The 26,047-nt window shown below is 42.5% G+C and carries 20 protein-coding genes and 1 pseudogene; 7 read left to right on the top strand and 14 right to left on the bottom strand.

Going from position 1 to position 26,047, the window contains the following annotated elements:
• The first annotated feature begins 1 nt into the window (after window position 1).
• From R8806_RS19050 to R8806_RS19030, 5 genes are all read left to right on the top strand, one after another.
• Window positions 2-328, top strand: coding sequence for a helix-turn-helix domain-containing protein (locus R8806_RS19050; protein WP_124318481.1), 327 nt, complete (start codon window positions 2-4; stop codon window positions 326-328).
• Window positions 312-434 carry a HipA N-terminal domain-containing protein gene (locus R8806_RS19045; RefSeq protein ID WP_221230359.1) on the top strand — a complete coding sequence of 41 codons (123 nt, stop codon included), beginning with the start codon at window positions 312-314 and terminating at the stop codon, window positions 432-434. Before R8806_RS19050 ends, R8806_RS19045 begins: the two co-directional genes overlap by 17 nt.
• Window positions 435-1,026: 592 nt before the next feature.
• A complete protein-coding gene (locus R8806_RS19040) occupies window positions 1,027-1,668 on the top strand; it encodes a DUF6266 family protein (RefSeq protein ID WP_124318402.1) in 642 nt (213 codons plus the stop codon).
• Between the two features lie 12 nt (window positions 1,669-1,680).
• On the top strand, window positions 1,681-2,319 hold the full coding sequence (locus R8806_RS19035; RefSeq protein WP_124318401.1) for a hypothetical protein: 639 nt from the start codon (window positions 1,681-1,683) through the stop codon (window positions 2,317-2,319).
• Between the two features lie 202 nt (window positions 2,320-2,521).
• The gene (locus R8806_RS19030; RefSeq protein ID WP_087419841.1) at window positions 2,522-3,112 is read left to right on the top strand and encodes a DUF4251 domain-containing protein; all 591 of its coding nucleotides are present in this window, start codon (window positions 2,522-2,524) and stop codon (window positions 3,110-3,112) included.
• Window positions 3,113-3,246: 134 nt separating this feature from the next.
• On the opposite strand, the gene R8806_RS19025 is transcribed toward R8806_RS19030, so the two are convergent.
• The 8 genes from R8806_RS19025 to coaD form a co-directional block, all read right to left on the bottom strand.
• Entirely contained in the window at window positions 3,247-4,593 is a 1,347-nt protein-coding gene (locus tag R8806_RS19025; RefSeq protein WP_124318191.1) for a TlpA family protein disulfide reductase, read from the bottom strand.
• Complete coding sequence (locus R8806_RS19020; RefSeq protein WP_124318190.1) at window positions 4,590-5,996, bottom strand: hypothetical protein; 1,407 nt, start codon at window positions 5,994-5,996, stop codon at window positions 4,590-4,592. The genes R8806_RS19025 and R8806_RS19020 overlap by 4 nt, the downstream gene beginning before the upstream one ends.
• A gap of 36 nt (window positions 5,997-6,032) precedes the next feature.
• On the bottom strand, window positions 6,033-6,809 hold the full coding sequence (locus tag R8806_RS19015; RefSeq protein WP_167513948.1) for a DUF4843 domain-containing protein: 777 nt from the start codon (window positions 6,807-6,809) through the stop codon (window positions 6,033-6,035).
• Between the two features lie 19 nt (window positions 6,810-6,828).
• Window positions 6,829-8,262 (bottom strand): RagB/SusD family nutrient uptake outer membrane protein, encoded by a 1,434-nt coding sequence (locus R8806_RS19010; protein WP_124317610.1) that lies wholly within the window; start codon window positions 8,260-8,262, stop codon window positions 6,829-6,831.
• A gap of 11 nt (window positions 8,263-8,273) precedes the next feature.
• A complete protein-coding gene (locus R8806_RS19005) occupies window positions 8,274-11,627 on the bottom strand; it encodes a SusC/RagA family TonB-linked outer membrane protein (RefSeq protein WP_124317611.1) in 3,354 nt (1,117 codons plus the stop codon).
• A 93-nt stretch (window positions 11,628-11,720) separates the two neighbouring features.
• Window positions 11,721-12,872: a FecR family protein gene (locus R8806_RS19000; RefSeq protein ID WP_124317612.1), complete on the bottom strand. Its 1,152-nt coding sequence runs from the start codon at window positions 12,870-12,872 to the stop codon at window positions 11,721-11,723.
• An 86-nt stretch (window positions 12,873-12,958) separates the two neighbouring features.
• Window positions 12,959-13,486: a sigma-70 family RNA polymerase sigma factor gene (locus tag R8806_RS18995; RefSeq protein ID WP_229783047.1), complete on the bottom strand. Its 528-nt coding sequence runs from the start codon at window positions 13,484-13,486 to the stop codon at window positions 12,959-12,961.
• A 369-nt stretch (window positions 13,487-13,855) separates the two neighbouring features.
• Window positions 13,856-14,329: a pantetheine-phosphate adenylyltransferase gene (gene coaD / locus R8806_RS18990; RefSeq protein ID WP_027202944.1), complete on the bottom strand. Its 474-nt coding sequence runs from the start codon at window positions 14,327-14,329 to the stop codon at window positions 13,856-13,858.
• 200 nt (window positions 14,330-14,529) lie between these two features.
• Between coaD and R8806_RS18985 the strand changes: the two genes are divergently transcribed.
• On the top strand, window positions 14,530-16,374 hold the full coding sequence (locus tag R8806_RS18985) for a biotin/lipoyl-containing protein (protein ID WP_124315962.1): 1,845 nt from the start codon (window positions 14,530-14,532) through the stop codon (window positions 16,372-16,374).
• Window positions 16,375-16,528: 154 nt separating this feature from the next.
• On the opposite strand, the gene R8806_RS18980 is transcribed toward R8806_RS18985, so the two are convergent.
• The 3 genes from R8806_RS18980 to R8806_RS18970 are packed head-to-tail and all read right to left on the bottom strand — an operon-like array spanning window position 16,529 to window position 21,711.
• A complete protein-coding gene (locus R8806_RS18980) occupies window positions 16,529-16,942 on the bottom strand; it encodes a hypothetical protein (protein ID WP_124315963.1) in 414 nt (137 codons plus the stop codon).
• 50 nt (window positions 16,943-16,992) lie between these two features.
• Complete coding sequence (locus R8806_RS18975; RefSeq protein WP_229783046.1) at window positions 16,993-18,477, bottom strand: RagB/SusD family nutrient uptake outer membrane protein; 1,485 nt, start codon at window positions 18,475-18,477, stop codon at window positions 16,993-16,995.
• 21 nt (window positions 18,478-18,498) lie between these two features.
• Window positions 18,499-21,711, bottom strand: a complete 3,213-nt coding sequence (locus R8806_RS18970) for a SusC/RagA family TonB-linked outer membrane protein (RefSeq protein ID WP_124315964.1) — start codon at window positions 21,709-21,711, stop codon at window positions 18,499-18,501.
• 316 nt (window positions 21,712-22,027) lie between these two features.
• Here R8806_RS18970 and R8806_RS18965 point away from each other — a divergent pair, with 316 nt between their 5' ends.
• On the top strand, window positions 22,028-23,191 hold the full coding sequence (locus R8806_RS18965) for a DUF4468 domain-containing protein (RefSeq protein ID WP_124315965.1): 1,164 nt from the start codon (window positions 22,028-22,030) through the stop codon (window positions 23,189-23,191).
• Between the two features lie 214 nt (window positions 23,192-23,405).
• On the opposite strand, the pseudogene R8806_RS18960 reads toward R8806_RS18965, so the two are convergent.
• The 3 genes and pseudogenes from R8806_RS18960 to R8806_RS18950 form a co-directional block, all read right to left on the bottom strand.
• Window positions 23,406-24,045 (bottom strand): annotated as a pseudogene (locus R8806_RS18960) (SanA/YdcF family protein).
• Between the two features lie 322 nt (window positions 24,046-24,367).
• Window positions 24,368-25,354, bottom strand: coding sequence for a flotillin-like protein FloA (gene floA / locus R8806_RS18955; RefSeq protein ID WP_027201591.1), 987 nt, complete (start codon window positions 25,352-25,354; stop codon window positions 24,368-24,370).
• A 3-nt stretch (window positions 25,355-25,357) separates the two neighbouring features.
• On the bottom strand, window positions 25,358-25,846 hold the full coding sequence (locus R8806_RS18950) for a hypothetical protein (protein ID WP_455786254.1): 489 nt from the start codon (window positions 25,844-25,846) through the stop codon (window positions 25,358-25,360).
• Between the last annotated feature and the right edge of the window lie 201 nt (window positions 25,847-26,047).

Below are 26,047 nucleotides of genomic sequence, written 5' to 3'. Positions count from 1 at the left end.
TATGAATTTAATATACGACTTTGATTTAGACACCCCGGATGAATTACTGGAAATTCTAGCTAGAAATTTGCATCAACGAAGATTGGAAAAAGGACTATCAAGAGACGCCCTTTCCAAGCTAAGCGGCGTACCCACTCCCACGATTGCCAAATTCGAACAGAAACATACCATATCTCTAGCAGCTTTCGTGTCAATGGCCAAAGCATTAGGTTACAGCAAAGATATTAAAGAATTATTGTCCCGCCCTCTCTACAACACGATGGAAGAGTTGGAAACAATCAATAGAAACAAAAACAGAAAGCGAGTACGAAATGAAATGGACCAATAAACTAAATGTACTTTATCACGACAGGATGGTGGGAAAACTCTGCATGACCCCGGATAATTCATGTTGTGCTTTCCAGTACGACAAAGAATGGATTGCCACGGATTAGAAATCATCTGTTTTATCGCCAGCCATTGCGAAGAATTGCTAGCTAGCGACTATCATATCCAACATTGAACAAACCCGCTACAATTTCGTAGTAATGAAAGGGGGTTGTCCCAAAAGTCATTTTATCCTCCAAAAACTCCTCCGTCACTTCGTGCCATCTCCTCTATAAACAGAGGATAAACTGGTGCCTTTACCCAAGACAGGGAGTATTTCAACTCTCCCTCTGTTTATAGAGGGAGTACCCCGAAGGGGGGAGGGAGTTTGAAAAATGACTTTTTGGACAGCTCCTTTTCTACTTGATACGCCAAAGCTCCCACGATCTAAAACATTTAATCCCCTATTCTATAAAATATATAATATTTTACATGAATTTTTATCGTATTTTTAATATACCAACTCCCATTCAACTCCCATTCATTTCCTATTCAACGCTATTTATAATAAAAAATAAGTTATTATTTTATTGTTTTTATAAATTTAATATATTATCTTTACATCGATTTATATACATATATAAATTACAATAAAGATAGTATCACCTTGTGAACCGGATTTGATCACGTTTATAAACCGAACTTGAAAAATAAAAAAGTATGGCATCATTGAAAGACTCTCTACTGGACGGCATATCGGGAAAGCTGGATAAATACATCATTTACCGGGTGGGTAACGAAACGTTTATCCGGAAAAGGCCAAAAAAGGTAAGCAATCCCAAAAGTGAGAAACAACAGATGCAACGGGCAAAACTTCCGGGAGCGCAAACCATGTACAAAGCTTTGGATGGTAGTCTGTTAAAAGAAATCTGCAATCTAGCAGCCCGGTATAACGAGAAACGTTCGGGGTATCACTGGTTCCTAGGCAAAAACATGAACCTGTTCGGGGCAAACAATTACATCGACTACTCCCGTCTGGAGTTTTCGGACGGTAGCCAACAATTGCCTTTCGGAACCACGATGAAACAGACCCAACCCAATGCCGCGGAACTGCATTGGACGGATAACTCCAGCTCGATCACTGCACAATCCACCGATCGGTTAATGGTAGCCGTAATATTTGACAACGAGCCTTATACCCCAGTATTACTGGAAGATATTAATGCCCCACGAAAAGACGGTTACGCACGAGTTACTCTACCGGAAGGCGAATGGCAAACCGCACATCTATACTGTTTCTTCGGACGGGATGATTTGAAAAACTTCTCTCCCGGAATTCATTTTCAAGTGACGAAATCTTAACACAAAAGTATTATGGCAATTTTTGAATCTACTATATTCGAAAACCTATCGGGAACCGTGGGTAACGTGACCAGCTACAAGCTGAAAGACAAACAAGTGGCAAGAGCGAAAATTTTCTCCCGGAAAGATGCGAAGACTCTTCAACAATTAAAGCAAAGAACCCGCATGAAAACCATATCGCTCTTCAAACACCATCTGACCCCGATCTTACCCTCCGGATTCTGCACCTCTTCAAGAAAGGATGCATCCAACCGTTTTTTGGCTCTAAACATGGGGAAAGTTGAAGTCGATGACGAGTTAAACGTAACGATTGACCCGCTACAACTGGCCATTTCCGACGGTCCCTTGGCTTTACCGGTAATCGAGGCAAAAATTGACCATGCCGGGCGCCGGATCATCTTCCGGTGGAAAAAACAGCCGTTAATGCCTTACATGTATAAAAACGACTGCTTATACGGGGCAATCTATGAAACCCAGATGGGACGGAGCCGGAAAGTGATATTGGGAACCAGAGCCGAGGCCGGAGAAACAACCTGGGAGCTGCCTAAAGATTGGAATTCCCATCATCTGGTAATTTATGGTTTTGCAACCACCGCAGACGGTCAAAAGTCTTCCCCTACCTTGGGTGTATTGAAAAGTGAAGAGTTGTAACGATATAACCTTCCTGTAAGACCCGCTTTATAAAATTAATCTTTTTTAAAGACATAAGGATAACCCTGCCCGATTTTGTGACGTATACGCCATAGAATTTGAATATTCTATTAGTCATTCTTTCAAGGACTAGCAGAAGATGGTGAGAGGATATGTCAATTCGTAAACTAAACTAATCAGAATAAAATAAAAAAGAGACGCTATGAAAAAAATTATTTTTTTATTGGCAATGACTACATTCCTGTTCAGTGACTTTGCAATGCAAGCACAAACAAAAAAAGAACTACGGGCTAAAAGAAAGGCGCACAGGGAATGCATGAGGATGCACAACAGAATGGTTCGCGAGCAACAAAACATGATCGCCTACCAAGACGCGGTTAAAGCACTTAAAAGTAACAGTTGGGTATTACAGGCCAACACGTTGTTTAACAATTTCGGGGCAGCCATTCCCGTAACGAACAACTTGAACTTCGTGGCCATGGACAACAATCAAGTTTCATTGCAATTGGCATTCAACGGGTTTAATCCCGGACCGAACGGTTTAGGCGGGATCACGCTCACCGGCTGGCCTTCCAGCATTAACGAAAGAGTTGACAAAAACGGAAATATCACTTACACGTTCAACGTGATGGGCGCCGCTTTATTCGCTCAAGTTACCGTTCGCCTCGGCTACGGGAGTAATTACTCGACAGTAACCGTAAGCTCAAACACAAATGGAAGAGAATTGACATTCTCCGGGAACTTGGTTCCTTACAGCCAGTCAAACATTTTCCAGAGTGGATTCAGTTTTTAAGCAAGCAATTAAAAAAACTCTCGTTTAATATTCAATTACTCAGTCACATTCGTGTGAAAAAGGGGTTCCATGGGGAACCCTTTTTCATTATAGAAAAAACAAACTTTATAAACAAACCGGGCAAAAGCTTTTTTTCATTTTAACCGGGTCAATACATTTCGTATTTTATCGCCTGACGAGGGACGATCCGCCTTGTATTGCATCAAAGTTCCGTCTTTACTGTAAAGCAGGAAATGAGGTATTCCCTTGATGTTCATCATCGTGGCGAATTGATCTCCGGTCACGATATATTGATGACCGTGCATGTTCAATTGTTTCATCTTTTTCTTCCATGCCTCTTTATTCGTATCGAGCGAGATGCTGATAAATTCCACCGCCGGATTCTTTAATTGTTTTTCCAGTTTCTGCAAGTAGGGAACTTCCTGACAACACGGGCCGCACCACGAGGCCCATAAGTCGACGTAAAGATATTTTCCTCGAAAATCCGTTAGCCTGTGAATTTTACCATCCACGTCTTCCAACGTCACGTCGGGCAAAGCGGCTCCTTCCATGGAATATTTTTTGGATTCGAAATCTTTCACCAGTTTCCCCCCTTCTTCCCCTAGATCGGCGGTCATGTTTTTCAAACGCTGTAAACCTTCTTCGAAACCATTTTTATAATTATAATCTGTCACGAAGCTCTGTAAGACCAGACGACTCACGGATTCCACGATAGACTTAACCGTAAAGCGCTCTTTCAATAGTTGAATCTGTTCTTCGGGGGTCTCCCGTTCTTTCTTCAGGTAATTGAACACGAAGGTATTCGTGTTATAAAAACGCAAAGCCATCGGATCATCCAACACCTCGTAAACCGGGGGAATCAGTTCTCTCATACCATCAGGTAATGCCTCGCCATTCCGGGAATACATATACGTCACGCCATCCAAAGCCTGTGCAAAAGATAAATAAGCCTGTATTCGCAGATAGCTCTCCACCATATTGGCGGGCCGGAGTTCTTCTGTCACGTCATTCACACGAGTATGGATTTCACTCATGCTATTTTTTAATTCACTCGCCACGGGCGGATTCTCCCATATCGACCGACTTTTATCCAAGTAAAAACGATTATAGGTGATCAACGCCGTGTTGTTCCGATCCTTTTTATCCGCGGTCATTTCAGCCCGCCGATTCTTGAATTGAATGTCAAGCTTGACTTTTGTTCCCGGTTCAATATACAATGCCTGTTCGAACGGCCACTTGTTTTGTCCGGTTCCCACGATTCCCATTAAGGTCACAATCCGGGGAGTATCGCAATTTAACAGGAGCGAGAAAAACCTTGTTTGAGCGTCAACAGTCAAAGAATCTCTCTTGCCCCCGTCAACAATAAATAATTGATACTCCGAATATTCTCCCGGATTCACCGTTCCGGTAATCTCCGCTGGGCCTTTCTGCCTGCAACCGATGGTTGCAAGCAGAAGAAAAATACTGATTACATATTTCATTTTACCTTATACATTATTTTTATCGGCTTGTAGGCCACGTTCTTGTAAGAATTGATCAGACGACCGGTTCTCGTGTCGTAGATATAGATATACCCGTTTTCTCCGGATTCATCCGAGCGATAAGCTCCCACGTACACTTGGGATTCATCCGGACTGATCGCCATTGTCGTGATCTCTGCATTCGAAATATCATCAATCGTGGCCCACGATTCAGTCGGGAACGAAGTGGACGAATAGTACCAACGATAAATCTTGTTACCTTGTGCGTAGAACAAGCACTGGTAAGAAGGACTGGCCACTTTCGGATCCTCTTTTTTAAGTACCGGGTTAGCTATCACCCGTTGCACATCACGATAATCGACACTAGCTTTCTGGTAATTATCATCAAGTTTATAAATCGTGTTACTCAAAGACGTTTTCCATATCTCCCCGTTCAACTCGGTCAACACAGTAAAGGATGAACCCTTCTCATTTTCAAAAATGGCAATTACATCATGATCTCCATTCCAAATCGGACCAAAATATTGGCAATACTCGGCGGTATAACCATTGTAATAACAAATCGTATGCTGGTTTACATCCCACAGGTAATAATAGGGTTGATACCCCCCGAAGTAACTGTGTTGAACAGAGGAATAAGTTGAAGTCAAAATGGTATGAGTAAGAATCAAACCTTCCATACTGGCCAGATTATAAACCTTGCCGTTCTCAGATATGGCAACAGCCGTACGAGCTTCGTTGTCTGGTAACATCATAACCACGGGAAGGAAATCTGAAAACTCGGGAGCCTTCACGATATTCTCCAATTCAAACGTTTTAGCATTGACCACGTAAACCGAAGGATCATTTTTATAGCTGATAAACAACTGAGATAATCTTTTTGCCATATCCGTGGGGGATTTCGGGAATACCTCTCCGGGATTATTCATTGTCAAACAATGAGTTTCAAAATTTCCCATGGTTCCGTCAGCCATCTGACGCATGAAAGAAAGCATACCCGTCCCGTCGCCGCTTTCACTCAACACCGTAATTCCTTCTTCATAAGGAGAATTAATATGCAACTTGAACTCGTAGAACGCACTACTATGCTCGTTACTCACTTTCACCCGCATCGGGAAGGTTCCCAAATCCTGACAGTCCACGTACAGGACGGACGAATCCGAATAAAACTTGTAATCCATGTCCCACTGGAACGTCAACGGAAGGTCTTTTTCCTTCTGGGTCACATAAGGAGTGATATCAATCACCAGAGTTTGATTTTTGTCCCTGTTATACTCTTTCTGTAAACTATTGGTATCAATGGCGATCTCGGAGATCCGAACCGTGTCAACAGTCGTGTCATCATCAAAACAACCGATTGCCAATAAGCCTATTAGCCATATATATAGATATTTCCACTTCATAATAATCTGTTTTTACTACATGAATAATTCATTTCATCAATACGGTTTCGGAATATCATTCTTCCCGCTTTGCAATAATTCCGGGTTCGCGGCAAAGAAGTCATACATCGGGATCAGAATGTACTTGGTCGCGGCGTAATTATACTCGTCCATCCACCCGTATTGTACATTTTCCAGATTCGGCCCGTACATATCCACCATCCCCTTGTAGGTAGCCGGAGCTGTCTGTTCCATCGCCCGGAAATATTCCATGAATTTAACCCATTTCACGGGGTCCCATACCCCCAACTTATAATTCGGCCACACGACTTTGCCAGACCAATCTTTCCATTGCGGAGGTTCTACGATATTGTTGAAAGAAGCAATAGACACGGTCCCGACCTCTGCCTCCGGTTCAAAATCATCCGTTGACAGCAAACGGAAAGCCACCTGCCAATACCCGTCACTTCCCAGATGTTCACGCAATACCGTTACCGGTAACACGCCATTCACGGAATCCGGTTCGATAATTAATTCGGTCGGCAACGTGTAATGTACTCCCGCCTCTGCCGTAGTCTTGGCAGCCACGGCTTCCACCTTGAAAGAACGCACCTCTTTAACCGGAGCCCCCATGATCTTCACGGGGAGTTTCATCTCGTAGGAAGTAACTTCCAGTTTCGTCACCCCGAAAGAATACACCACACTGTCTTCCGTGAAGTAAATTCCCGTACGGGAAGAATCGAACAACTTGTAATCCTGTTCATTGCAGGAGATCAATCCCATGCCGAATAGCACGAACAGGCAACCGGTGAATATATATGTTATGTTTCTCATATGTTTTCTATTTACCATTTCATCTTCTAAATTCGAACTCTTGTGACGGGATGTCCACCACGTAGATTTTCTTGTCGGCTGTTACGGTCTGCCCCTCGACATTAAGAATATCCAGATTCAATCGTTTCATGTGGTAGAAGGATTGTCCTTCCCCGACAAATTCTTTATACCGATCATCCGTGATCTTGTCAACGGTCAAAGTTTCAGCCGGAAGTCTATCGTCTAAAGCAACTAATCCCCGACTTTCCAACAACTCGTTAAAATAATCAAGAGCTTGATCGTAATTACCCAACTTCAAGGCACTTTCGGCCGCGATATAATACATTTCGGGTAAGCGTATCATGTTGATTCCGCGGATCTCACCTGCCGGACGGTTATATTCCGTGTTATTCAGCACGTAAGTATCTGTCAGTTTATCCAGTTTCCAGTATTTTATCGTGTTGTTATACGTGTACCATGCACCCCAGCGGTAATCATTCCCGGCCCCATTAATCTGGTATAATTGTTGAATATTATAACGCATTTCGAAAGAATACGCGGTCTGGGAATTGTGCAGTATCTTGATCACCGGTTCGGCAAAATTCTTGGAATAAATTCCGAATACCGTTTCCTTGGATGACAATTTTCCCGCCAGATCTCCGGCAATATCCGTGTAATCCAACAGGGAAAGACCGGGAGCTTGTATCACTTGCTGCGCGTAATACAAGGCACTATCGAGTGTTCCTTCCGTCAAGTAAACCCTTGCCAAAGTCGCTTGCACCGCCTGTAAGTTAAAATGGATATTCTGGTCTTTCAGGAAATTAGCGTTCGAAGAGGCTGAGGCATACAGTTCCTCGTCATCCAATAATTGCTCTGCCGATCTCAAATCAGAAATAATCCGCTTGTACACGTCTTTAGATTTCAGAATGTCTGGGGCAAACAAGGAGAACCGGGTTGAATAAGGAATCCCGTCAGCACTTTCGTTCACCGTGATTTGCTCGCTGAAAATACGCAACAGATCAAAATGCATAAAGGCGCGCAGACCTAAGGCTTCTCCTTTATAGATATTGTAAAATTGCATATCCGCAGGAGAGAATTTTTCCAAGTGTTCCAACACGTTATTCGCATAGGCGATATTGGAATACATATCACACCAGATATTATAAAAAAGATCTTCCGCTTTCGTATTCGTATAGTCATATTTTATAAGTGGCTCAACCTCTTCGTTATTTGTAGAGGTATAATATTGAGCCATCAGATCCAAAGCGGAATAACTCAGATTCTGCCCGTACAAGTTCGTTGACCCCATCTTGGCATAGACCCCGTAAAGGGCATTCTCAAATCCCTTTGCATCTTTCAGTAAATCACCTTCCAGTACCTCACCTTTAGGTTGCACGTCCAAAAAGCTGTCACAGGAACTTCCCCCAAGGATTAAGGCTAAAAGTACCATTATATTTTTAAATCCTATCTTCATAATCTTTCCTTTTAAAATGTTGTACTAAGCGTGAATTCAAACCCGTTACTATATAGATAAGTGGTCCCTCGTTCTATTTTCACGTTTGACCAACGCACGATGTCCGTCAAGTTCACTCCTACACGTAAATTCCGTACCCCAATTTTGGAACAGATGTTCGGTCTGAATTCGTAACCGAAATTCACGGTTCCCAACGTGAACACATTTTCTTTTTCCACGAAACGGTCTGTATGTTTCGGGTTCGCCCCCCATCCTTCAGAATCAGCGATATCCTTGTAGAAAGCTATATCACCCGGATTTTTCCAACGACTGCTGAAAACTCGTTTATCTGCATTCTTTTTCGGGTCTGCACCCTCCACTTTCGTGGCACGAGTCGTGTTATACAAGTAAGCGCCACATTCATAACGACCTAACAGATACAAGCTGAATCCCTTGTAAAACAAGTTCGTTGAAACGGTTCCCCGGAATTTCGGTTCTGTATCCCCGATCACGAATTTATCATCCGCGGAGTATTCGAAGGTTCTCTCCCCGTTCAATTTAATAAACACTTCCTGTCCTGTTGCCGGATCAATTCCCGCGGATTTAACCACTTTCAATGCCGAGGTGGATTCACCTTCCTCGTATTGTGCCAGCGGAGTTTTCGAATCTACCTTATTGGCATCTTCATTCGCTTTCTTCAAGGCACTGTTTATTTTCAAGATCCGGTTCCGGTTCATACTTCCGGTAGCCGCAACCTGCCAGTAGAAATCATTTCTCTGCACGAGCATACCATCTACCTGAAATTCCAGTCCCTTGTTTTCCATCTCCCCGATATTTTCTTTGGCAGAAGTCGTTCCGGTGGACGGCGCACGAGAGGCATCCAATACCAAGTCGGTTGTCTTTTTCAAGTAAACGTCAAACGTGAAATTCAATCGACGATCAAAAAGACTGATGTCTGTTCCCACGTTATAGGAAAGTTCCCGTTCCCAACCTAAATCTTTATTACCGATTCCTTGCGGGATAGCCCCGATTCCGTTCAAATATTCCAGATCACCGGAAAATTGATACATGGTCATCGCTTGGAAAGGAGAGAAATTCACCTTACCCGTGTATCCCAAGCTACCCCGGATTTTCAAAATATCAATCTTATTTGAAGTAATGAAACTTTCGTTATGTATGTTCCATCCTAGCCCGGCAGACCAGAAACTACCGTAACGGTTGTTTGCCCCGAATTTTGACGATCCGGTCACCCGATATACCACGTCAGCATAATAACGATTGTTATACATATAGTTTCCATTCACGAAAAATCCCAATTCCGTGCTGACGGCCTGTGTTCCCGTCGGTTTTTGATCCGAATAACCAGCGGCCTGCCCCATGAAATTCAACGCATCATCATAAAAGCCCACTCCTGTCATGGTGGAGGACTCGCTGGTTTCCTTCCGGATTTCCACACCCGCATTCACACTATACAAACTGTTATTATCGGTCATCAGGTTGAATGCCCCTGTCAAGGTTCCGGCGTATGACACACCACTACCATTTTTCTGGGTCAAAGAACCTTTTTTAGAAAGTTCAGTCTCATTTTTAAAATCTTGAGAATCGGGAGATCTAAATACCTCGTTATTAGAATTTGTTACCGTGATATTAAAGTTTCCCGACAAACGGAACAATTTGTTGATTTCCCAACGAAAATCCGTGGTATTCGAGATGGATTTATCCTTTGAAATATCATAATTACCCAAGCTAGCCTCGTACAAAGGATTGTCCAAGTCCCAAGAAAGATTTTTATTATATTCCCCGTACTGGTCATAAATCCGATCATAAGGATTCATTTCCACGTATTTAGAAAAAGCACCGTAAGGTGATTGCTTGTAATTCACCTCGCTATAAGTGGTACGATTCGCCATCGTCAACTTGTTCTGCACGTGATATTCCAATTTGAACCCCAAGTTATAACGACGACGGTAGTCCTCTTTCATAACTCCCTGCACGTTATTGAAACGTCCGGACAGTTCATAACGAATATTGGAGGCTCCACCATACAAACGCAAAGAGTGATCGTGAGAAAAAGCCGTTCTGGCAGGTTGTGACAACCAATCGGTATCTACTCCCCGCTGCACTTCTTGATAACGCTCGTTATATAATTTATCTAACGCATATTGCTCTCCTTCATTCGTGATATTTCCCCAAGCATCTTTTTTTACTTCCGACGTGTACAAACCTGCCAAACGCTCGTATTCCAATTTCTGGGCCGCATTCAGCATATCATAATCTTTCAGATAAGGGAATTGCACGTTACCCGTAAAATTATAAGCTACCCGCATACTGCCTTCCGTCAGTTTCTTTCTTTCCACCACAATAACTCCACTGGCAGCACGAGACCCGTAAAGAGCCGTTGCCGATGCATCTTTTAACACCGTGATATTTTCGATCTCGTTAATATCCAAATCGTACAATTCCTGCATACTGATTTCAACCCCATCCAGCACGATCGTCGGTTGATTCACTTGGGTCGTCCCGTCAGAGAAAGAACTCATACCGCGTAATAATAATTCCGGAACGTGATTCGGGTTAGACCCCAACTCACTTCTTTCTACCAGATTCAAACCGGGCGTTAAGGCTGCCAATGCGGCAACCACGTTCGTACCGGAGATGGTTTTCAACTGCTCGGCAGTCACGCTCTTCACGGCTCCCGTGTAACTGGACTTTGATTTCGTGAAATAACCGGTCACAACAACCTCATCCACCTCGCTCACTTCTTCTTCCATACGTATGGTCATTTCCTTATCCAATTCTACCGGAACAATGGCCGTTTTATACCCTACAAAAGTAAACGTCAAGTCACGTATATCTGCCGGAACCACGATCTCGAACTTACCACTCCCGTCGGAAGCCGCTCCCGTCACTAGAATCTCCCCACGTTTGGCCACAACGGTCACGCCCGGAAGAGGTTCCCCGTGGGCATCCACCACAACTCCTTTTATTTTATTCGTTTTTACCACACTGTCCCGCACGGCAACCGGACGGGCGGGACGGATGATCACGTAATTCTGTTCCAAGTCGAAATCCATGTTCGTCCCCTCCAACACTTTACGAAATAATTCATTCAAAGTATATTTACGAACATCAAGAGTTATTTTACGATTCACATCCAATTCGTTATTGCTGAACATGATCAACAAGCCCGTCTGTGATTCAACCTGTTCAAATACAGTTTCCAAAGTCTGGTGCTGTTTTTCGATCTTCACGCTTTGTGCCACACCCGTTGCTGATAGCTGAAACACAAAACCGATCATAAGTAGTAATGTTAATCTCATGATACATAAACTTTTTTTACATGGTATTTTCCCGTAACGATACCAAGTGTTTCTCTTTTTTTTCATACTTTTGTATTTGAAATTAGTACTCTCATGCTCTTGAAAAAAGCATGAATCTTATTTAAACAAAGCGGGGAGTATGGCCGTACTTCCTGCTTTTTATTTTTCTTGTATTATTATATCCTTCTGATTTATAATAAATTTCACATTTGTCGTCCGTTCTATCAGACGAATAAATTCATTAAAGTCCACATCTTTCCGAATGGCTCCGGTGAAACGGTAGTTTTTACAATCTTCATTCGAGAAAACAAAATGCACATCATACCAACGTTCCAACTTCACCGTCAATAAGTCCAACGGCATATTATGGAAACGGAACATTCCGTCAATCCATGAGGTATATAGTTTCACGTTTACAGGTTTCACTTCAATCTCTTCATTTGTCGTGTCTAATTCGAACTGCTCTCCCGGATGCAAAAGGTATGTCTCGTCGTGATGTTTCACTTCCACGCCACCTTGTTCCAGAGTTACCTGTTCAAGAGAATCTTCTTCATAACTGCAAACATTGAAAGAGGTTCCCAATACTTTCACGCTGGAGCGACAAGTACGCACGATAAAAGGCCATTCTTTACTTTTAGTAACATCGAAATAAGCCTCTCCTTTCAATTCAACCACCCGTTCTCCTTTTTCAAAGTTCATCGGGAATGTCAATTCACTCCCCGAGTTAATCCACACTTTCGTTCCATCACTCAAGACCACCCGGTATTCTCCCCCTTCCGGAACTCTCACGGTACTCCTTTGCCCGCTGTTACCCCCTTGAATTACCAACGTATTCAAAGAGTCCTTACCTATCGTGGCTCCCCCGCTGTTCGTGATATCACGTCCCAGATTTTCGCTTAACTCATACTTCTCTCCACCTTCTAAAACCCAGACGGCTTTCAAACTTCCCGGGGTTATTTGCGCTAACTTCTCCGGCTCGGTCTCTACGGGTGACTGCATCAACAGGATCCCTCCAGTAGTCAGCATAATTGCAACCGCAGCTGCCACGCTCCAACGAATTGCCAGATGACGTTTTTTCCAACCCGGTCGGGAAGAAAGTTTTTGTTCCACATTTTGCCAAGCATCTTTCATCTGAATGGCCTTAAATACTCGATCCGCCTGTACCACGGAACCACACTCTACCAACTGGCGAAATTCTTCCTGCAATTCCACGTTCTCCAAAAGCCACTGATTCAAAAATCCCCGCTCTCCTGCAGTCAATCCCTCTTTACGAGATTTCAAAGCCAATTGTACTATATTTTCTGGTAACATGATGATTTATTCTCCATTGGTTCTATACTTATGACAGGAGAAAAGAAAAAATAGATGACAAGAATTCGAAGAAAAAATCAAAAAAATTACACGAAGAGTAACAATATCGAATATGTTTTTTCGCTTAACTCGGCTCGTAAAGCCGCTAATGCTCTTGCCAAAAGAGTTTTTACCGTGGTCACGGAAATTTCAAATTCTTCTGCGACTTCTTTATGCCGTTTCCCGTCCAGCACGATTCTTTTAAAAACTTCCCGCGTCCGATCGGGTAAACGATCTACCGCTTTATATAATTGATCAATACGGGTATTCCATTCCGACTCATCTAAATATTCATTCTCGGCCATATCTATACTCGAGTTGATGGGTTCCGTAAGAACCACTTTTTTCCCTTCCAACAAATTCAAACAATAGTTACGCACGGATTGATACAAATAAGGACGCAGACTATTTTTTATAGCGTGAAAACGCTTTCCCTCCCAAAACTTAATAAAAACCTCTTGTACGGCATCCTCTGCCTCCTCTTGTTGCACAAGAAAATTCATGGCATAAAATACCAATGGTTTATAAAAATGGTGGAACAATAGTTCTAACCCTCGTCGATCTCCTTTTTTCAAGAGTTGCAATATTTTATCAAACTCGTCCATCCATTACACCCCTAACTTCATTTATGTAAACTTTATTTTTAATAACATAACCCCTCAACAAACGATCAATTAATGATGTTCAGAGGATTGCCTATCTATTCGTTACGAAAATTTTCAAACGTATTAATAATTAGCCATTAAAAAAAATAGTATCTTTTTACAAGTGTCAAAAAATAATGTAAATTTGTATTTCAATAATTGATCGTTTATTTATATTTCACACCACTTGACTACTACATTCTTATTCTCCAAAAGATAAAACAATTTCCCAGTACTAATATCTATTAATACTCTTTATATATATGGAAAAACACACTAAAATGTTTCAAATTCTCTCTTTTATTGACGTAAATCTTCTATTGTTACGTTTGTTGGTAAAAATTTATTGGCATTCCCTCCATTCATGAAGATATCGCGCACGATGGTTGAACTGATAAAAGTATGTTCGGGAGAAGTTAAAAGGAAAACGGTTTCCACGGAAGAATCCATCGCTTTGTTTGCCTGACCGACAGCACGTTCGTACTCGAAGTCAGCAGCAGTACGTAAACCACGAATAATGAAATTAGCTCCCATTTGCTCGCAAAAATCTACTGTCAGACCGGAATAACTCATGACAATGACATTATCTACATCTTCGAAAACTTTACGAATGATGGCAATCCGGGTATCCACGTCCAAGAATTCTTTTTTTACCGCATTAATCCCCACGGCAATAACGATTTTATCAAACATTTTTAATCCACGTTTCACGATTTCTTCGTGTCCGATCGTGAACGGATCAAAGGATCCCGGGAATATTGCGATTCTTTCCATGACGTACTTATTAAATTTCACCAGAGTTACGGATAAAACATCCGATCTCAAGTTACAAATTAAAATCATATTTTCGAGGATTCAAAAAAATTGTTAGTTTTTCTTTGATATTTCAAGAATATCATTAGGAAATTTCTTTTCTTTTCAATAGATTTGATCCAGAATTTAAAAGAACACATAACAATTAATTCTTATAAAACATGGCACGAAAATTACTAATTCGAGATCTTACACTTAGAGACGGTCAACAATCTTCATTTGCAACCCGGATGAACCAAAATCAAGTGGACCGCGTGTTACCTTTTTACAAGGATGCTAAGTTCTACGCAATGGAAGTATGGGGAGGAGCTGTTCCCGACTCTGTAATGCGTTATTTGAACGAAAATCCATGGGATCGTTTGGAAAAAATCAAAGCCGTTATCGGTGATGTATCCAAGTTGACCGCCCTCTCCAGAGGTCGTAACTTATTCGGTTACGCTCCTTACACGGATGAAATTATCGAAGGTTTCTGTAAAAACGCTATCGAATCCGGTTTAGGAATCATGCGTATTTTCGACGCCTTGAACGACGTGAACAACGTGAAATCGACCATCAAATACGTGAAAAAATATGGTGGTATGGCTGATTGCGCTGTTTGCTACACGATTGACCCGAAATATCCGAAATTAAGTTTGATGGACAAGTTAAAAGGGAAAAAGAACCCCGAACCCGTGTTCACGAACGAATATTTCTTGAATAAGGCAAAAGAAATGGAGGCTCTCGGAGCTGACATGATCACGATCAAGGATATGAGTGGTTTGATTAACCCGGCTCGCATTTCCGAGATGATGCAATTATTCAAGAGCAATTTGAAGATTCCGGTAGACTTCCATACTCACTGTACCCCGGGCTACGGATTAGGTGCAGTACTTTCCGCTATTATACACGGTGTTGACATCGTTGATACCAATATCTGGAATTTCGCGGGCGGTCCTGCCGCTCCGGCTATCGAATTGATTTACATTTTCTGTAAGAAATTAGGTATCGAACTGGATGTAAACATGGAAGCTGTTGCTAAGATCAACAAAGAGTTGTACACGATTCGTAAAGAATTGGAGGCATACGATGCTGTTAAACAATTCCCGAATCCGTTCAACCCGCTTACAGATACACTTCCGGCTAACATTGACAAATTATTCGATGATGCTATCGCTGCTGCCAAGAGTAACAACGAAGAGGCATTGTTGGAAGCTTGTCATGCTATCGAAGCTTATTTCAACTTCCCGAAACCGAACGAACTCGTGAAGAAAGCTGAAGTTCCCGGAGGTATGTACACCAACATGGTAGCCCAATTAAAACAATTGAACTCCATGGATATTCTGGAAGATGCCATGAAATTAATCCCGACGGTTCGTTTAGCAGCCGGTCTTCCTCCTTTGGTAACTCCTACCAGTCAGATTGTAGGCGCTCAAGCCGTGAACTGTGCCTTGGACATCAAGAATGGTAAACCGATGTATTCTAACGTATCTAATCAATTCGTGGCTTTGGTAAAAGGTGAATACGGAAAGACCCCGGTACCTGTTGATCCGGAATTCCGTCTGAAAATTGCCGGAACCCGTGAAGAGACCCCGTATGATACGTCAAAATATCAAATGCAGGAAAATCCCGTGTTAACAGAATTCGGTGGGGTGAAATTGGCCGAGAACGAGAAAGAAGTCCTCTTGATGGAACTTTTCCCTGCTGTCGCCAAAAACTTCTTGACAAAACAGAAAGAAGCCCGTTATATGGCCACGCATAAAGAGGAACAAACACAACAAACCGCTGAAGTTCAAAAAGAAGAACCGATTACCGGAAAAGTGGTTGAAGCTCCGATGCCGGGTAACATCTTCAAGATCCTCGTTAAACCGGGTGATGTTGTAAGTAAAGGACAAAACGTACTTGTATTGGAAGCCATGAAGATGGAAAACAACATTACAAGTGATTACGCCGGAAAAGTAAAACGTATCCTGACCCAAGAAGGGAAATCCGTTACTGCCGGGGCTAAATTGATCGAGATCGAAATCTGATTGGATTAGAATATAATAAAGGAGGAGTGGTAAAAGTCAATGTACTTTTACCACTTTTTTATTCTAGCAACATACCATAAAAATTTACTCCTGCCATCAGGACAGGAGTAATATAATTAAAATTCAATCCATTTTTCTCTCGGATCAGCGAGGATTAATATTTAGGAAAACCGATCTCTTCCCCATTCTCTGCGATGTACTCGTCCAATGTCTCACACCCCGTATCCTCGTCTTCTTCGTACTCCAAGGAGAGATTGTTTACCCGGGCAAACTGATGACAGCTTTTGAAATCAGCATATCGTTCCTCAATCTCCTCTTTAAATAACGCAACCCGCTCGGTTTCCGGCATCTCTTCTAAATCCTCTTCATGCTCCTGCAAAATATCCAGAATAAATTCTGCCGCCCAACTACCTAATTCACGTTCCAACACCCAATCAGATGCATGTTCATCCAGTATATGATATATTTCATGTAAATAGGGAGTATCCCCCCAATCTTCATATAGTTGAATCAGGTCGTCATCCTCCCCATATTCTTCTTTTAGCCTTTCTAACACCTCATTATTCATGTCTCTTGATTTATTGTATTCGACGGCTAAATTAAGAAAAAATATTAACATTACATCGGCCATGCAGAATTTGGTTCAACCAAAGGTTCCAAGCTCAACACTGAATTCGGAATCGGAAAATATAATAACTCCTGATTATCCCGTCCGACTAATGATGGCACTAGCTCGAAAGCCTTGTCAAAGCGTACCAGATCCCACCAACGCTTACATTCCGTGGCAAATTCCAACAGACGTTCCTGCAAGATAGCGGCATCATTTTCTTCCGGTGTACCGTTCACAAATTTATGATTAGCATAATTTTCCCCATACGCCCGCTGACGCACCTCTTCCATTTCGGCAGTAGGATCCTGCTTTAAACCGTTTTTTGCCTCCGCTTTCATTAGCAATACATCAGCATAACGATACAAAATAATGTCATCAACAAAATAACGCACACCAGATTCCACGATACCCCGACATTTCATGGCCATCGTTCCATAGTAACTGCGACCGCCGTCTTTCGTTTTATAAATCTCTAGGAATGTTACATCCCGACGACTATCCTCTTCGGAATACTGGGCGCGTAGATGTTTAGAAGGAGAAAGTTCCATCAATCCTCCTCCGGCACCTATCGTCTCCAATATATCCGGTTCTATATCCGGAGACAAGGTGGCAGCTGAAATATGCATCATATCAAAATAGTTGTTACTTGCTTCTACCTTTTTGTAATTGATAGCCATCAACACTTCGTCGTTTCCTTTATTATCATAAGTAAATACCTCCTTAAAATCAGGCAATAAACGAATACCACCTATCTGTTGTATATCTTCACAAGCCTTTAGCGCTGTTTGGAAATCAGCCTCACCCCCATTCATCCGACGGGCCGTCCACAAATAGACATCTGCTTTCAATGCTAACGTGGAAGCTTTAGACCAATGATTTCTCCCCGTCTCGAATGCATCGGAAGGAAATAGTTCAAGCGCATCCTTCAAATCGTCTTTAATTAACGTAAACACTTCTTCCAACGTGGCTCTCGCTTTATGAACAGTGGCTGCATCATATTTTTCCATAGGTTCGGTACGTATCGGAACACCACCCCATATTTTAGCCATCGTGAAATACACGTAAGCTCTCATCGCGTGGGCTTGAGCCAATAACAATTTTCGCGTATCCTCGCTAGAAAACGTGATCTCCGGCACTTTAGTCAAAATCAGATTAGCAGCATTCACCACAGAATAAAGTCCTTGCCAACTTGGACCGAAACTGGCACTCAAATCATTCTCCCGGTACTTCATATAATTATCCCCGACAATCGCCTCGGATTCCAACGTCTCGCTTCGCAATTCGCCCCAAATGAAAAGGTTCTCTACGGATTCTGTTCTTAATTTCACGTACATACCGGCTAATCCTCCCTGTGCATCCGATTCGGTTTGCCAAAAAGAGTCACTCGTGATAACACTTGTCGGATCGACTTCCAACAAGTCGCATGCCCCGATGGAAAGACACATTCCCACCCCAAGAGCTATATGATATAATCGTGTTCTTAATCTACACATAATACTTCTGTTTTTCATGGATTAAAGTGTTATAGATATTCCAGTAATAATATTCCGGGGAATGGGGTAACGTCCGTTATCCTGCCCGCCTTCTTCGGGATTCAGTCCTTTGAAGTCGGTGAAATAATGAAGATTATTTCCCGTCACGTGAACCCGGACTCCGGCAAGACCTATTTTACGTAACAGACGCCTTGGTAATTCATACGCCAAGGTCATTTCCCGCAAGCAAAGGAAGTCACCTTTCTCCACGTAAATGTTACAATTTACCGGAAGGTTATAAGCTTGATTCCAGATGTAACACGGCATAGATGCTTGATCACCCTGTTGCTTCCAAGAGTTCTTGGCCATGTTTTTCGTCAAGTTTCCATCTCCCTGCGAGTTATTATCCATAAAACGAGTGGCATAATTATAAATCTTATGTCCTAGTGTATAGTCAAAACGAACAGAAAAAGTTAATCCTCGAAAACTGAATGAATTGGTAAACCCGCCATTCCATGTCGGATAGAAATTACCAAGATACACTTTATCTTTCGAATCAATCTGACCATTTCCATCCACATCCCGGAATTTGGCATAACCACCGTATTTTGTCTTGTCGTTTCCGGGAATTAACGTGTTCACGATCGGATCGTTTTGGGCCTCTTCGTCAGTAGCATAAACACCTTCCAACACATGCCCATAGATGTCACCTACTCTTCCTCCTTCTTGCAAGCCACCCATCCAAGCATAGTCTTTCTTGGAAGGAACCCACACATATTCTCCACCAATACGGTTATTCTCCGCTCCGTTCTCCGGCAAACGTAAAATCTTATGTTTGGTGTGCGTTGCCGTCATGGCCACGTTCCATTGTAAACCGGACCATGCCGGAAGAACCGCTGCATTCACCTCTAATTCGATACCTTTATTCTCCAAACGCCCAAGATTCGTATAAATACTTGCAAACCCGGTTGAAGGAGGTAAAGAAAGAGAAGTGATCAAATTATCGGTAACTCGCCGATAGTAATCAAACAAAATACCTATCCGATTGTTGAGTAAACCAATATCAGCACCGATGTCAAAAGTTTTAGATTGTTCCCATTTCAGATCAGGGTTCGGGATCACCGAATTCAAAATGGCAGAAGTGCCGTCATATACATTTCCTACCGAATATTCACCCCGTGCTTGGAAATCGGACAAACCGCTGATATTTCCCGTGACACCGTAACTAGCACGTAATTTCAAACTCACGATGTTTTGTAAAGGAGTCCAAAATTTCTCGTTATGTACATTCCAACCAACGGATATTCCGGGGAAGAATCCCCATTTGTGATCATCACCCAGATTAGATGCCCCATCATAACGGGCGCTGAGTGAAACCAAGTAACGATCTTTATAATCGTAATTTACGCGAGCAAAGAATCCGGCAATAACCTGATCACTTTCATCACCTTTTACACTTTTAGCAATAGCCGCAGCATTCAATGTCGGGATCAAATCGGTAGCAGCTCCACTTCCTTTGGCCTCAAGAGTTGATTTTTCTCTACCGAAATAAGAAAATCCCGCTTTCACATCCAGATTATGCGACTCGGCAAATAATTTCTGATACCCCAGAACCAAATCCATCTGTCCTTGCATCGTTTTGTTATAAGATCCCGTGGCTTCTCGCGAATCGTTGTAAGTCATGGAACCGTTCCAGTAAGCCGGGATAAATGAGTAACCGTCATACGTGTATTTATACAAAGATAATTGCGGAGTGAAAGAAAATCCGGGCAAAATTTCCCAATCGGCAGCGATAGAAAGAGACAGATTGTCTTTACTATTTTTCCGCACGTCATTTTTCAAGTGATACACGGGATTCCCGATACTCCGATTTTGTCCCGGGGCCAACGTTCCGTCCTCGTATGTATATTTGGCTGTCGGGGGTGTTGTGGCTGACCGATAGAAAATATCTGCCAAGCCGAATACTTCATTATTGGAAGAAGTCGTGTACATCACTCGTCCGACCACGTTCAAGTTATCCCGCAATTTTATACTCCCGTTCAAACTGAACGACAAACGCTTGTACTTGGTGGTAATCGCGGTTCCTTCGCTATCCATATACCCAAGTCCCGCATAAAAAGTAGATCTTTCATTTCCCCCGGAAACCGTCAAGTTATGCGAATGAGAATAAGCCGTTTGATAAATCAGATCTTGAAAATCCGTATCCTTAAAAATAATAGTCTTAGATGGATCTATCGGGTCAGGCATACTTTCCCAACCTTCATTCAACTTATGTTTGTTTTCTTCTGTTAGATATTGAGTGGTGAAAGAGGTATTTTTAGTCAAATCGTTACCGGTACCAAACCCAAGAGCCGAACCTAAACGATCCATTGCATTGGCATTATACCGGGATGCATAAACCATACTTTTCCGATTCAACTCGATATATTCCCTTCCACTGGCCAAATCATATTTCGCTCCCGGTTCGGAAACAGTCAGTCCATAGGAATAAGTAGCTTGCACTTTCCCCGGCTTCCCGGTTTTCGTGGTCACGATGACAACTCCGTTAGAAGCTCTTGCACCATAAATTGCCGTAGATGCGGCATCTTTTAGCACTTGCAGGGATTCAATGTCGTTACTATTAATATCTGCCAAATCGGTACGAATGATCCCGTCTACAATGTAAATCGGGGCTGCCCCGTTCATGTTATTAATAGAGGTTCCGCCTCGAACAATGATTCGCGGAGCCGCACCGGGTTGACCGGATGTACTTTGCACCTGCACCCCGGATACATTTCCTTGCAGGGCAGTAGCAACATTAGCATAAGGTACATTTTTCAAGGCCTCGGCCGGCAGTTTCGTGATAGATGATGTCACTTTCTCCCTAGCCTGCGTACCAAAACCAACTACGACCACTTCTTTCACTCGAATTCGGGAAGGTTTCATATTAACATTCAACACCTTCTGGGCTGGAGTTAGTTTAAAATCCCGAGGTTCGTACCCGAGAAAAGAGAATTCCAAAGTGGGTTCTTTTTCTGTAAACTCTAGCACGTAATCCCCGTCAACACCCGTGGTAACCCCATGAGTCGTACCTTTTATCAAGACCAGAACCCCGATCATCGGTTCCCGATTTTCATCTAGAACCCGTCCTTTTATGACACGTTTCTCTTCTTTTTCCTTTGTTGCACTATCTTGTGCATAGGCCGAAAACACAAAGGTCAAGCAGAGAAACACACATAAAATTTTACTTACAAGCAAACTTCCTGTTTTTTCCATACCAATTATTTTATATTTATCTTTTAGTCATTCAAACTGCAAGTCACTATTTTACATATTTCTCAAAGATTATACCATATTAAATAAAAAGTATTAACCTCATGTTTTTCAAAATCATACAAAACGAATATTATAGTAAAAAATGAGGAATTTCCCCACCAAGTTGAGGAAAAATGCCACACTTGCAAATTCTCGTTAAAAGCCGAAGAACGTATGAAATATTTCTGTAACTTTGAATGCGGCATAATTCTCCACGAGAAAGCCGATGTGCAATCTTTTATTAGTTTAGTTTTAAACACACATTAATTTGAATATCATGATGAAGAATTTATTACTCATTCTTTGCTTTTTTCCCATGCTGGTATTAGCCCAGGAAGAAGATCAAAGCAAATACATGGTCGGAGCCGTTCCGGAAGTAAACGGAAAAGTTGTTTTTTCACAGGAAATTAACGCTCCGAATCTTTCTAAAGATCAAATTTTTGACGCCATCCTAGCATGGGCGAATACCCGTTTCAAAACAGATAAAGGAAATTGGGGAATGGTTGCCTATTCGAACAAGGAAGAGGGACAAATTGCTTGCTATGGAAACGAATACATTGTTTTTGCTGATAAGACTTTTTCTCTGGACCGGGCAAAAATAAACTACCGGATGAATTTTGTTTGCACTCCCGGTAAATGCAACGTGGAAGTAACCAATATCACCTACCTTTACCCGGAAGATAGCAGGGAACGTCTAGCTGCCGAAGAATGGATCACCGACAAGCAGGCGATGAATAAAGATCAGACCAAACTGATCAACCGGATTGCAAAATTCAGAATCAAAACCATTGATCTGGTTGAAAGTTTGAACGAAGGGGCGCAAAAAAGTTTAGGCGCACAAAATGCCCCCGTAGCCACAACGACAACCACAACGACCCAACAAGTTGCTCCCGTACAAACCGTTGCCACCATATCTGCCGCCCCGGGAGATGCTTTACAAGGCTACAAGCGTATCGCTCCCGACAAGATTCCGGGAAATATTATTAAAATGTTATCCGAGGACTGGATGTTAATCACGGCTGGAAACGACCAGCAGTTTAACCCGATGACGGCAAGCTGGGGAGGTCTCGGAAACCTGTACAACAAACCGGTGACATTCTGTTTTATCAATCCCGCACGCTACACTTATGACATCATGGATAAAGGGGATACCTATACATTAACTTTCTACACGGAAACTTACCGGGAAGCTCTGAATTATTGCGGGCATAATTCCGGTAAAGACAAGGATAAGGTAAAAGAGGCTGGGTTAACCCCGATCACCACTCCTTCCGGTAGCAAGGCATTCTCGGAAGCTTGGATGATTATCGAGTGCCGCAAAATGGTTTCTCAAACCATCAACATTGACGGTATTTCTGACCCGGAACTAAGAAAACAATGGGCCGGTAAAGCCATGCACAAAATGTTTATCGGAGAGATTTTGAATGTATGGGTAAAATAAATCCATAATTGAATTACTTTTATAATAGCTTTGGAAAATCACGATACTAATCTATCGTGATTTTCTTTTTAAAATCACCCCTACTACGAACAGTATCTTATCATCGGAATTAAAAGTGACAAGATTCCAAGAGTGGATATTCACGGGAAATTGACCTCAAACCGGGAAGATTTATTCTCCTTGATTAAAAAATTCGAACAAGAAACGGAATAGTCTATCCCGGAATTTCAATCTTCTCGCCTAAATGACGAGGTTGTTTGTTGATAAAAAAATCGACAAATACTTTTACCCGGGCCAACAATTCCCGCATTCGTGTCTTTAGTCCCTCGTAAGCGCTCACGTCTTTAGCATTATACCCGATAGCATTGTATCCCGTAGTGACGAGCCAGATAGATCGCCCGTTCATTGTGAAATTGCTGAGAAATAACCGTCACGCTATCCTGTCCGAAAACCTCTTTCGAACGTACCATAGAATCAAGCGTTCGCAATCCGGCAAAATCCAGCACCAATGATTCTTTCGGGATGCCTCTATTCACCAAAGAATCTTTCATGGCCTGAGGTTCATTATAATTATGGCGGCGGTTATCTCCACTAATCAATATATATTTAATTTTACCCGACTCGAACAACTCCGCTGCCGCATCAATACGATTCTTAAAATAAGGATTGGTTTTCCCGCCTTTCACCCGGGGAGAAGTACCCAATAACAAACCAACTTTATTATAAGGAATGAATGCTGTATCTCCAAAGACTTTTCCTTCACCGTATTTGGAAATCCGATAATTACAAAATAATATTCCCAAACAACACACGAATACAGGTAAAATAATACCATAAAAGAACACACGCCTCACCACTCGCCACCATTTAGGAGCTTTCATCCGGGAAGGGCTGTCTGTTGAAATATGATCTCGCCGTTTTTTCAATACCATTTTTACCTTCTTTCCTACAAAGATACGGATTCAAGTGATATTTATTACCTTTACTTGTCACAATAAAAACAACTTTTATGCTAACTATCTCACAACTCTCTCTATTTCTTAAAGATAACCAAGCAGATTTTGAAATCATACAACATAACACCCATCCCATCCTTTCTGCAAAAATCCTTACTTACGTTTAATTTCATTTATGGGGCTGAATTCTAAGTCTCTTGCACATTTTCAAGTCCATTCACTATTTTTGGTTATTCTTCTTATCATTCGGCTTGGCAATGGATTCTCTCATTTGCGTATCAGCCTCAATATTCTTCATTTTGTAGTAATCCATGATACCCAAATTACCGCTACGGAAAGCCTCTGCCATGGCACGAGGAACTTCTGCCTCAGCCTCGATCACTCTCGCCCGCATTTCCTGTGCAAGCGCTTTCATTTCATGCTCGGTAGCGACAGCCATCGCACGGCGTTCCTCCGCTTTCGCTTGGGCGATTTTCAAATCAGCCTCAGCCTGATCGGTCTGTAATTCAGCCCCGATATTCTTACCAATATCAATATCTGCAATATCAATAGACAAAATTTCAAAAGCAGTACCGGAATCCAATCCCTTGTTCAACACCACCTTCGAAATAGAATCCGGATTCTCCAAAACCTCCTTGTGCGAGGCTGCAGAACCGATTGAAGACACTATACCTTCCCCGACACGAGCCAGAATAGTTTCCTCCCCGGCGCCCCCGACTAACTGACGGATATTAGCCCGCACCGTAACCCGGGCTTTAGCTATCAACTGAATACCATCTTTAGCAACGGCAGCCACCGGCGGGGTATTAATCACTTTCGGGTTGACACTCATCTGTACGGCCTCGAACACGTCACGACCGGCCAAGTCCACGGCCGTTGCAATTTGAAACGTCAAGTCGATATTCGCTTTAGATGCGGACACCAAGGCATGTACCACTTGAGCCACGTGTCCCCCCGCCAGATAATGAGCCTCCAGTAAGTCACGATAAAGCTCCAAGCCTGCCTTTTTCCCCTCGATCATGGCACGAACGATAACCGTGGGAGGCACTTTCCGCCAACGCATCAAAACCAATTGCAACAAAGATATTTTCACATCAGACACTAACGCTTGAAACCACAAGCCGATCGGAATAAAGTAGAGGATCATCCAAAGTAAAAAAAGACCTCCGGCGATAACCGCTACCAGAAAAAACAAACTACTCTCCATCTTCTATTCAGTTTTTAATTTAACTACTATCTTATTTTTATACACTTTCAACACGACGACTTCCCGGTTTTCTTCGATATACCCGGAACGGGATTCCGCCTCGACCACACTGTCCCCCACCCGTACTTTTCCCATCGGCGCCAAGCGTCCCTGCGTCATCCCAACATCTCCTTCCCGAATGGATTCATCCACACCTTCCACCGTGCTATCAATCTGCGTGTGTAACTGCATACGTTTCCACGTCTTCGATCGCAAGACGTAATAAGTCACTCCGAAACCACAAAGAGCCGTCCCCAACAAAGTGAAATGCCCGACCGTCGTTCCCATCGTAGAATAAGCGATATAAATAGCGATTCCCACGCAAGCAAAACCTAAAATCCCCGCCACGTTCACTCCCGGGAAAACAAGAAACTCAAGTATTAACAGGACAAAACCTATCAAGATCAGCATGAATAAAACAAGCCACTCCATATACAACATTTTTTGCTTGATAAAGATACATTTTTTTATTTAATAATAGCATCATCGTACTGAAATATTTTCCACACCCCCCCCTCCTTCCCAACCGATCAGACCGTGACACCCGAACGTGACAAAGGAAGGCTACACCCTAAAATACCTGTTTAACTACCAATATAAAGAGCAGGAGAATACTCACCTGAGGCAAACCGACCACGTACGACAAGAACAAAG

The sequence above is a fragment of the Butyricimonas faecihominis genome (genome assembly GCF_033096445.1).
Lineage (GTDB): Bacteria > Bacteroidota > Bacteroidia > Bacteroidales > Marinifilaceae > Butyricimonas > Butyricimonas faecihominis.
This window is presented reverse-complemented; position numbering and strand designations above follow the sequence as displayed.

What these genes read in the sequence shown, in the direction of transcription:
- R8806_RS19050 (WP_124318481.1), top strand. Translation starts at nt 2, where the DNA reads ATGAATTTAATATACGACTTTGATTTAGACACCCCGGATGAATTACTG.
- R8806_RS19045 (WP_221230359.1), top strand. Translation starts at nt 312, where the DNA reads ATGAAATGGACCAATAAACTAAATGTACTTTATCACGACAGGATGGTG.
- R8806_RS19040 (WP_124318402.1), top strand. Translation starts at nt 1,027, where the DNA reads ATGGCATCATTGAAAGACTCTCTACTGGACGGCATATCGGGAAAGCTG.
- R8806_RS19035 (WP_124318401.1), top strand. Translation starts at nt 1,681, where the DNA reads ATGGCAATTTTTGAATCTACTATATTCGAAAACCTATCGGGAACCGTG.
- R8806_RS19030 (WP_087419841.1), top strand. Translation starts at nt 2,522, where the DNA reads ATGAAAAAAATTATTTTTTTATTGGCAATGACTACATTCCTGTTCAGT.
- R8806_RS19025 (WP_124318191.1), bottom strand. Translation starts at nt 4,593, where the DNA reads ATGAAATATGTAATCAGTATTTTTCTTCTGCTTGCAACCATCGGTTGC.
- R8806_RS19020 (WP_124318190.1), bottom strand. Translation starts at nt 5,996, where the DNA reads ATGAAGTGGAAATATCTATATATATGGCTAATAGGCTTATTGGCAATC.
- R8806_RS19015 (WP_167513948.1), bottom strand. Translation starts at nt 6,809, where the DNA reads ATGAGAAACATAACATATATATTCACCGGTTGCCTGTTCGTGCTATTC.
- R8806_RS19010 (WP_124317610.1), bottom strand. Translation starts at nt 8,262, where the DNA reads ATGAAGATAGGATTTAAAAATATAATGGTACTTTTAGCCTTAATCCTT.
- R8806_RS19005 (WP_124317611.1), bottom strand. Translation starts at nt 11,627, where the DNA reads ATGAAAAAAAAGAGAAACACTTGGTATCGTTACGGGAAAATACCATGT.
- R8806_RS19000 (WP_124317612.1), bottom strand. Translation starts at nt 12,872, where the DNA reads ATGTTACCAGAAAATATAGTACAATTGGCTTTGAAATCTCGTAAAGAG.
- coaD (WP_027202944.1), bottom strand. Translation starts at nt 14,329, where the DNA reads ATGGAAAGAATCGCAATATTCCCGGGATCCTTTGATCCGTTCACGATC.
- R8806_RS18985 (WP_124315962.1), top strand. Translation starts at nt 14,530, where the DNA reads ATGGCACGAAAATTACTAATTCGAGATCTTACACTTAGAGACGGTCAA.
- R8806_RS18980 (WP_124315963.1), bottom strand. Translation starts at nt 16,942, where the DNA reads ATGAATAATGAGGTGTTAGAAAGGCTAAAAGAAGAATATGGGGAGGAT.
- R8806_RS18975 (WP_229783046.1), bottom strand. Translation starts at nt 18,477, where the DNA reads ATGTGTAGATTAAGAACACGATTATATCATATAGCTCTTGGGGTGGGA.
- R8806_RS18970 (WP_124315964.1), bottom strand. Translation starts at nt 21,711, where the DNA reads ATGGAAAAAACAGGAAGTTTGCTTGTAAGTAAAATTTTATGTGTGTTT.
- R8806_RS18965 (WP_124315965.1), top strand. Translation starts at nt 22,028, where the DNA reads ATGATGAAGAATTTATTACTCATTCTTTGCTTTTTTCCCATGCTGGTA.
- floA (WP_027201591.1), bottom strand. Translation starts at nt 25,354, where the DNA reads ATGGAGAGTAGTTTGTTTTTTCTGGTAGCGGTTATCGCCGGAGGTCTT.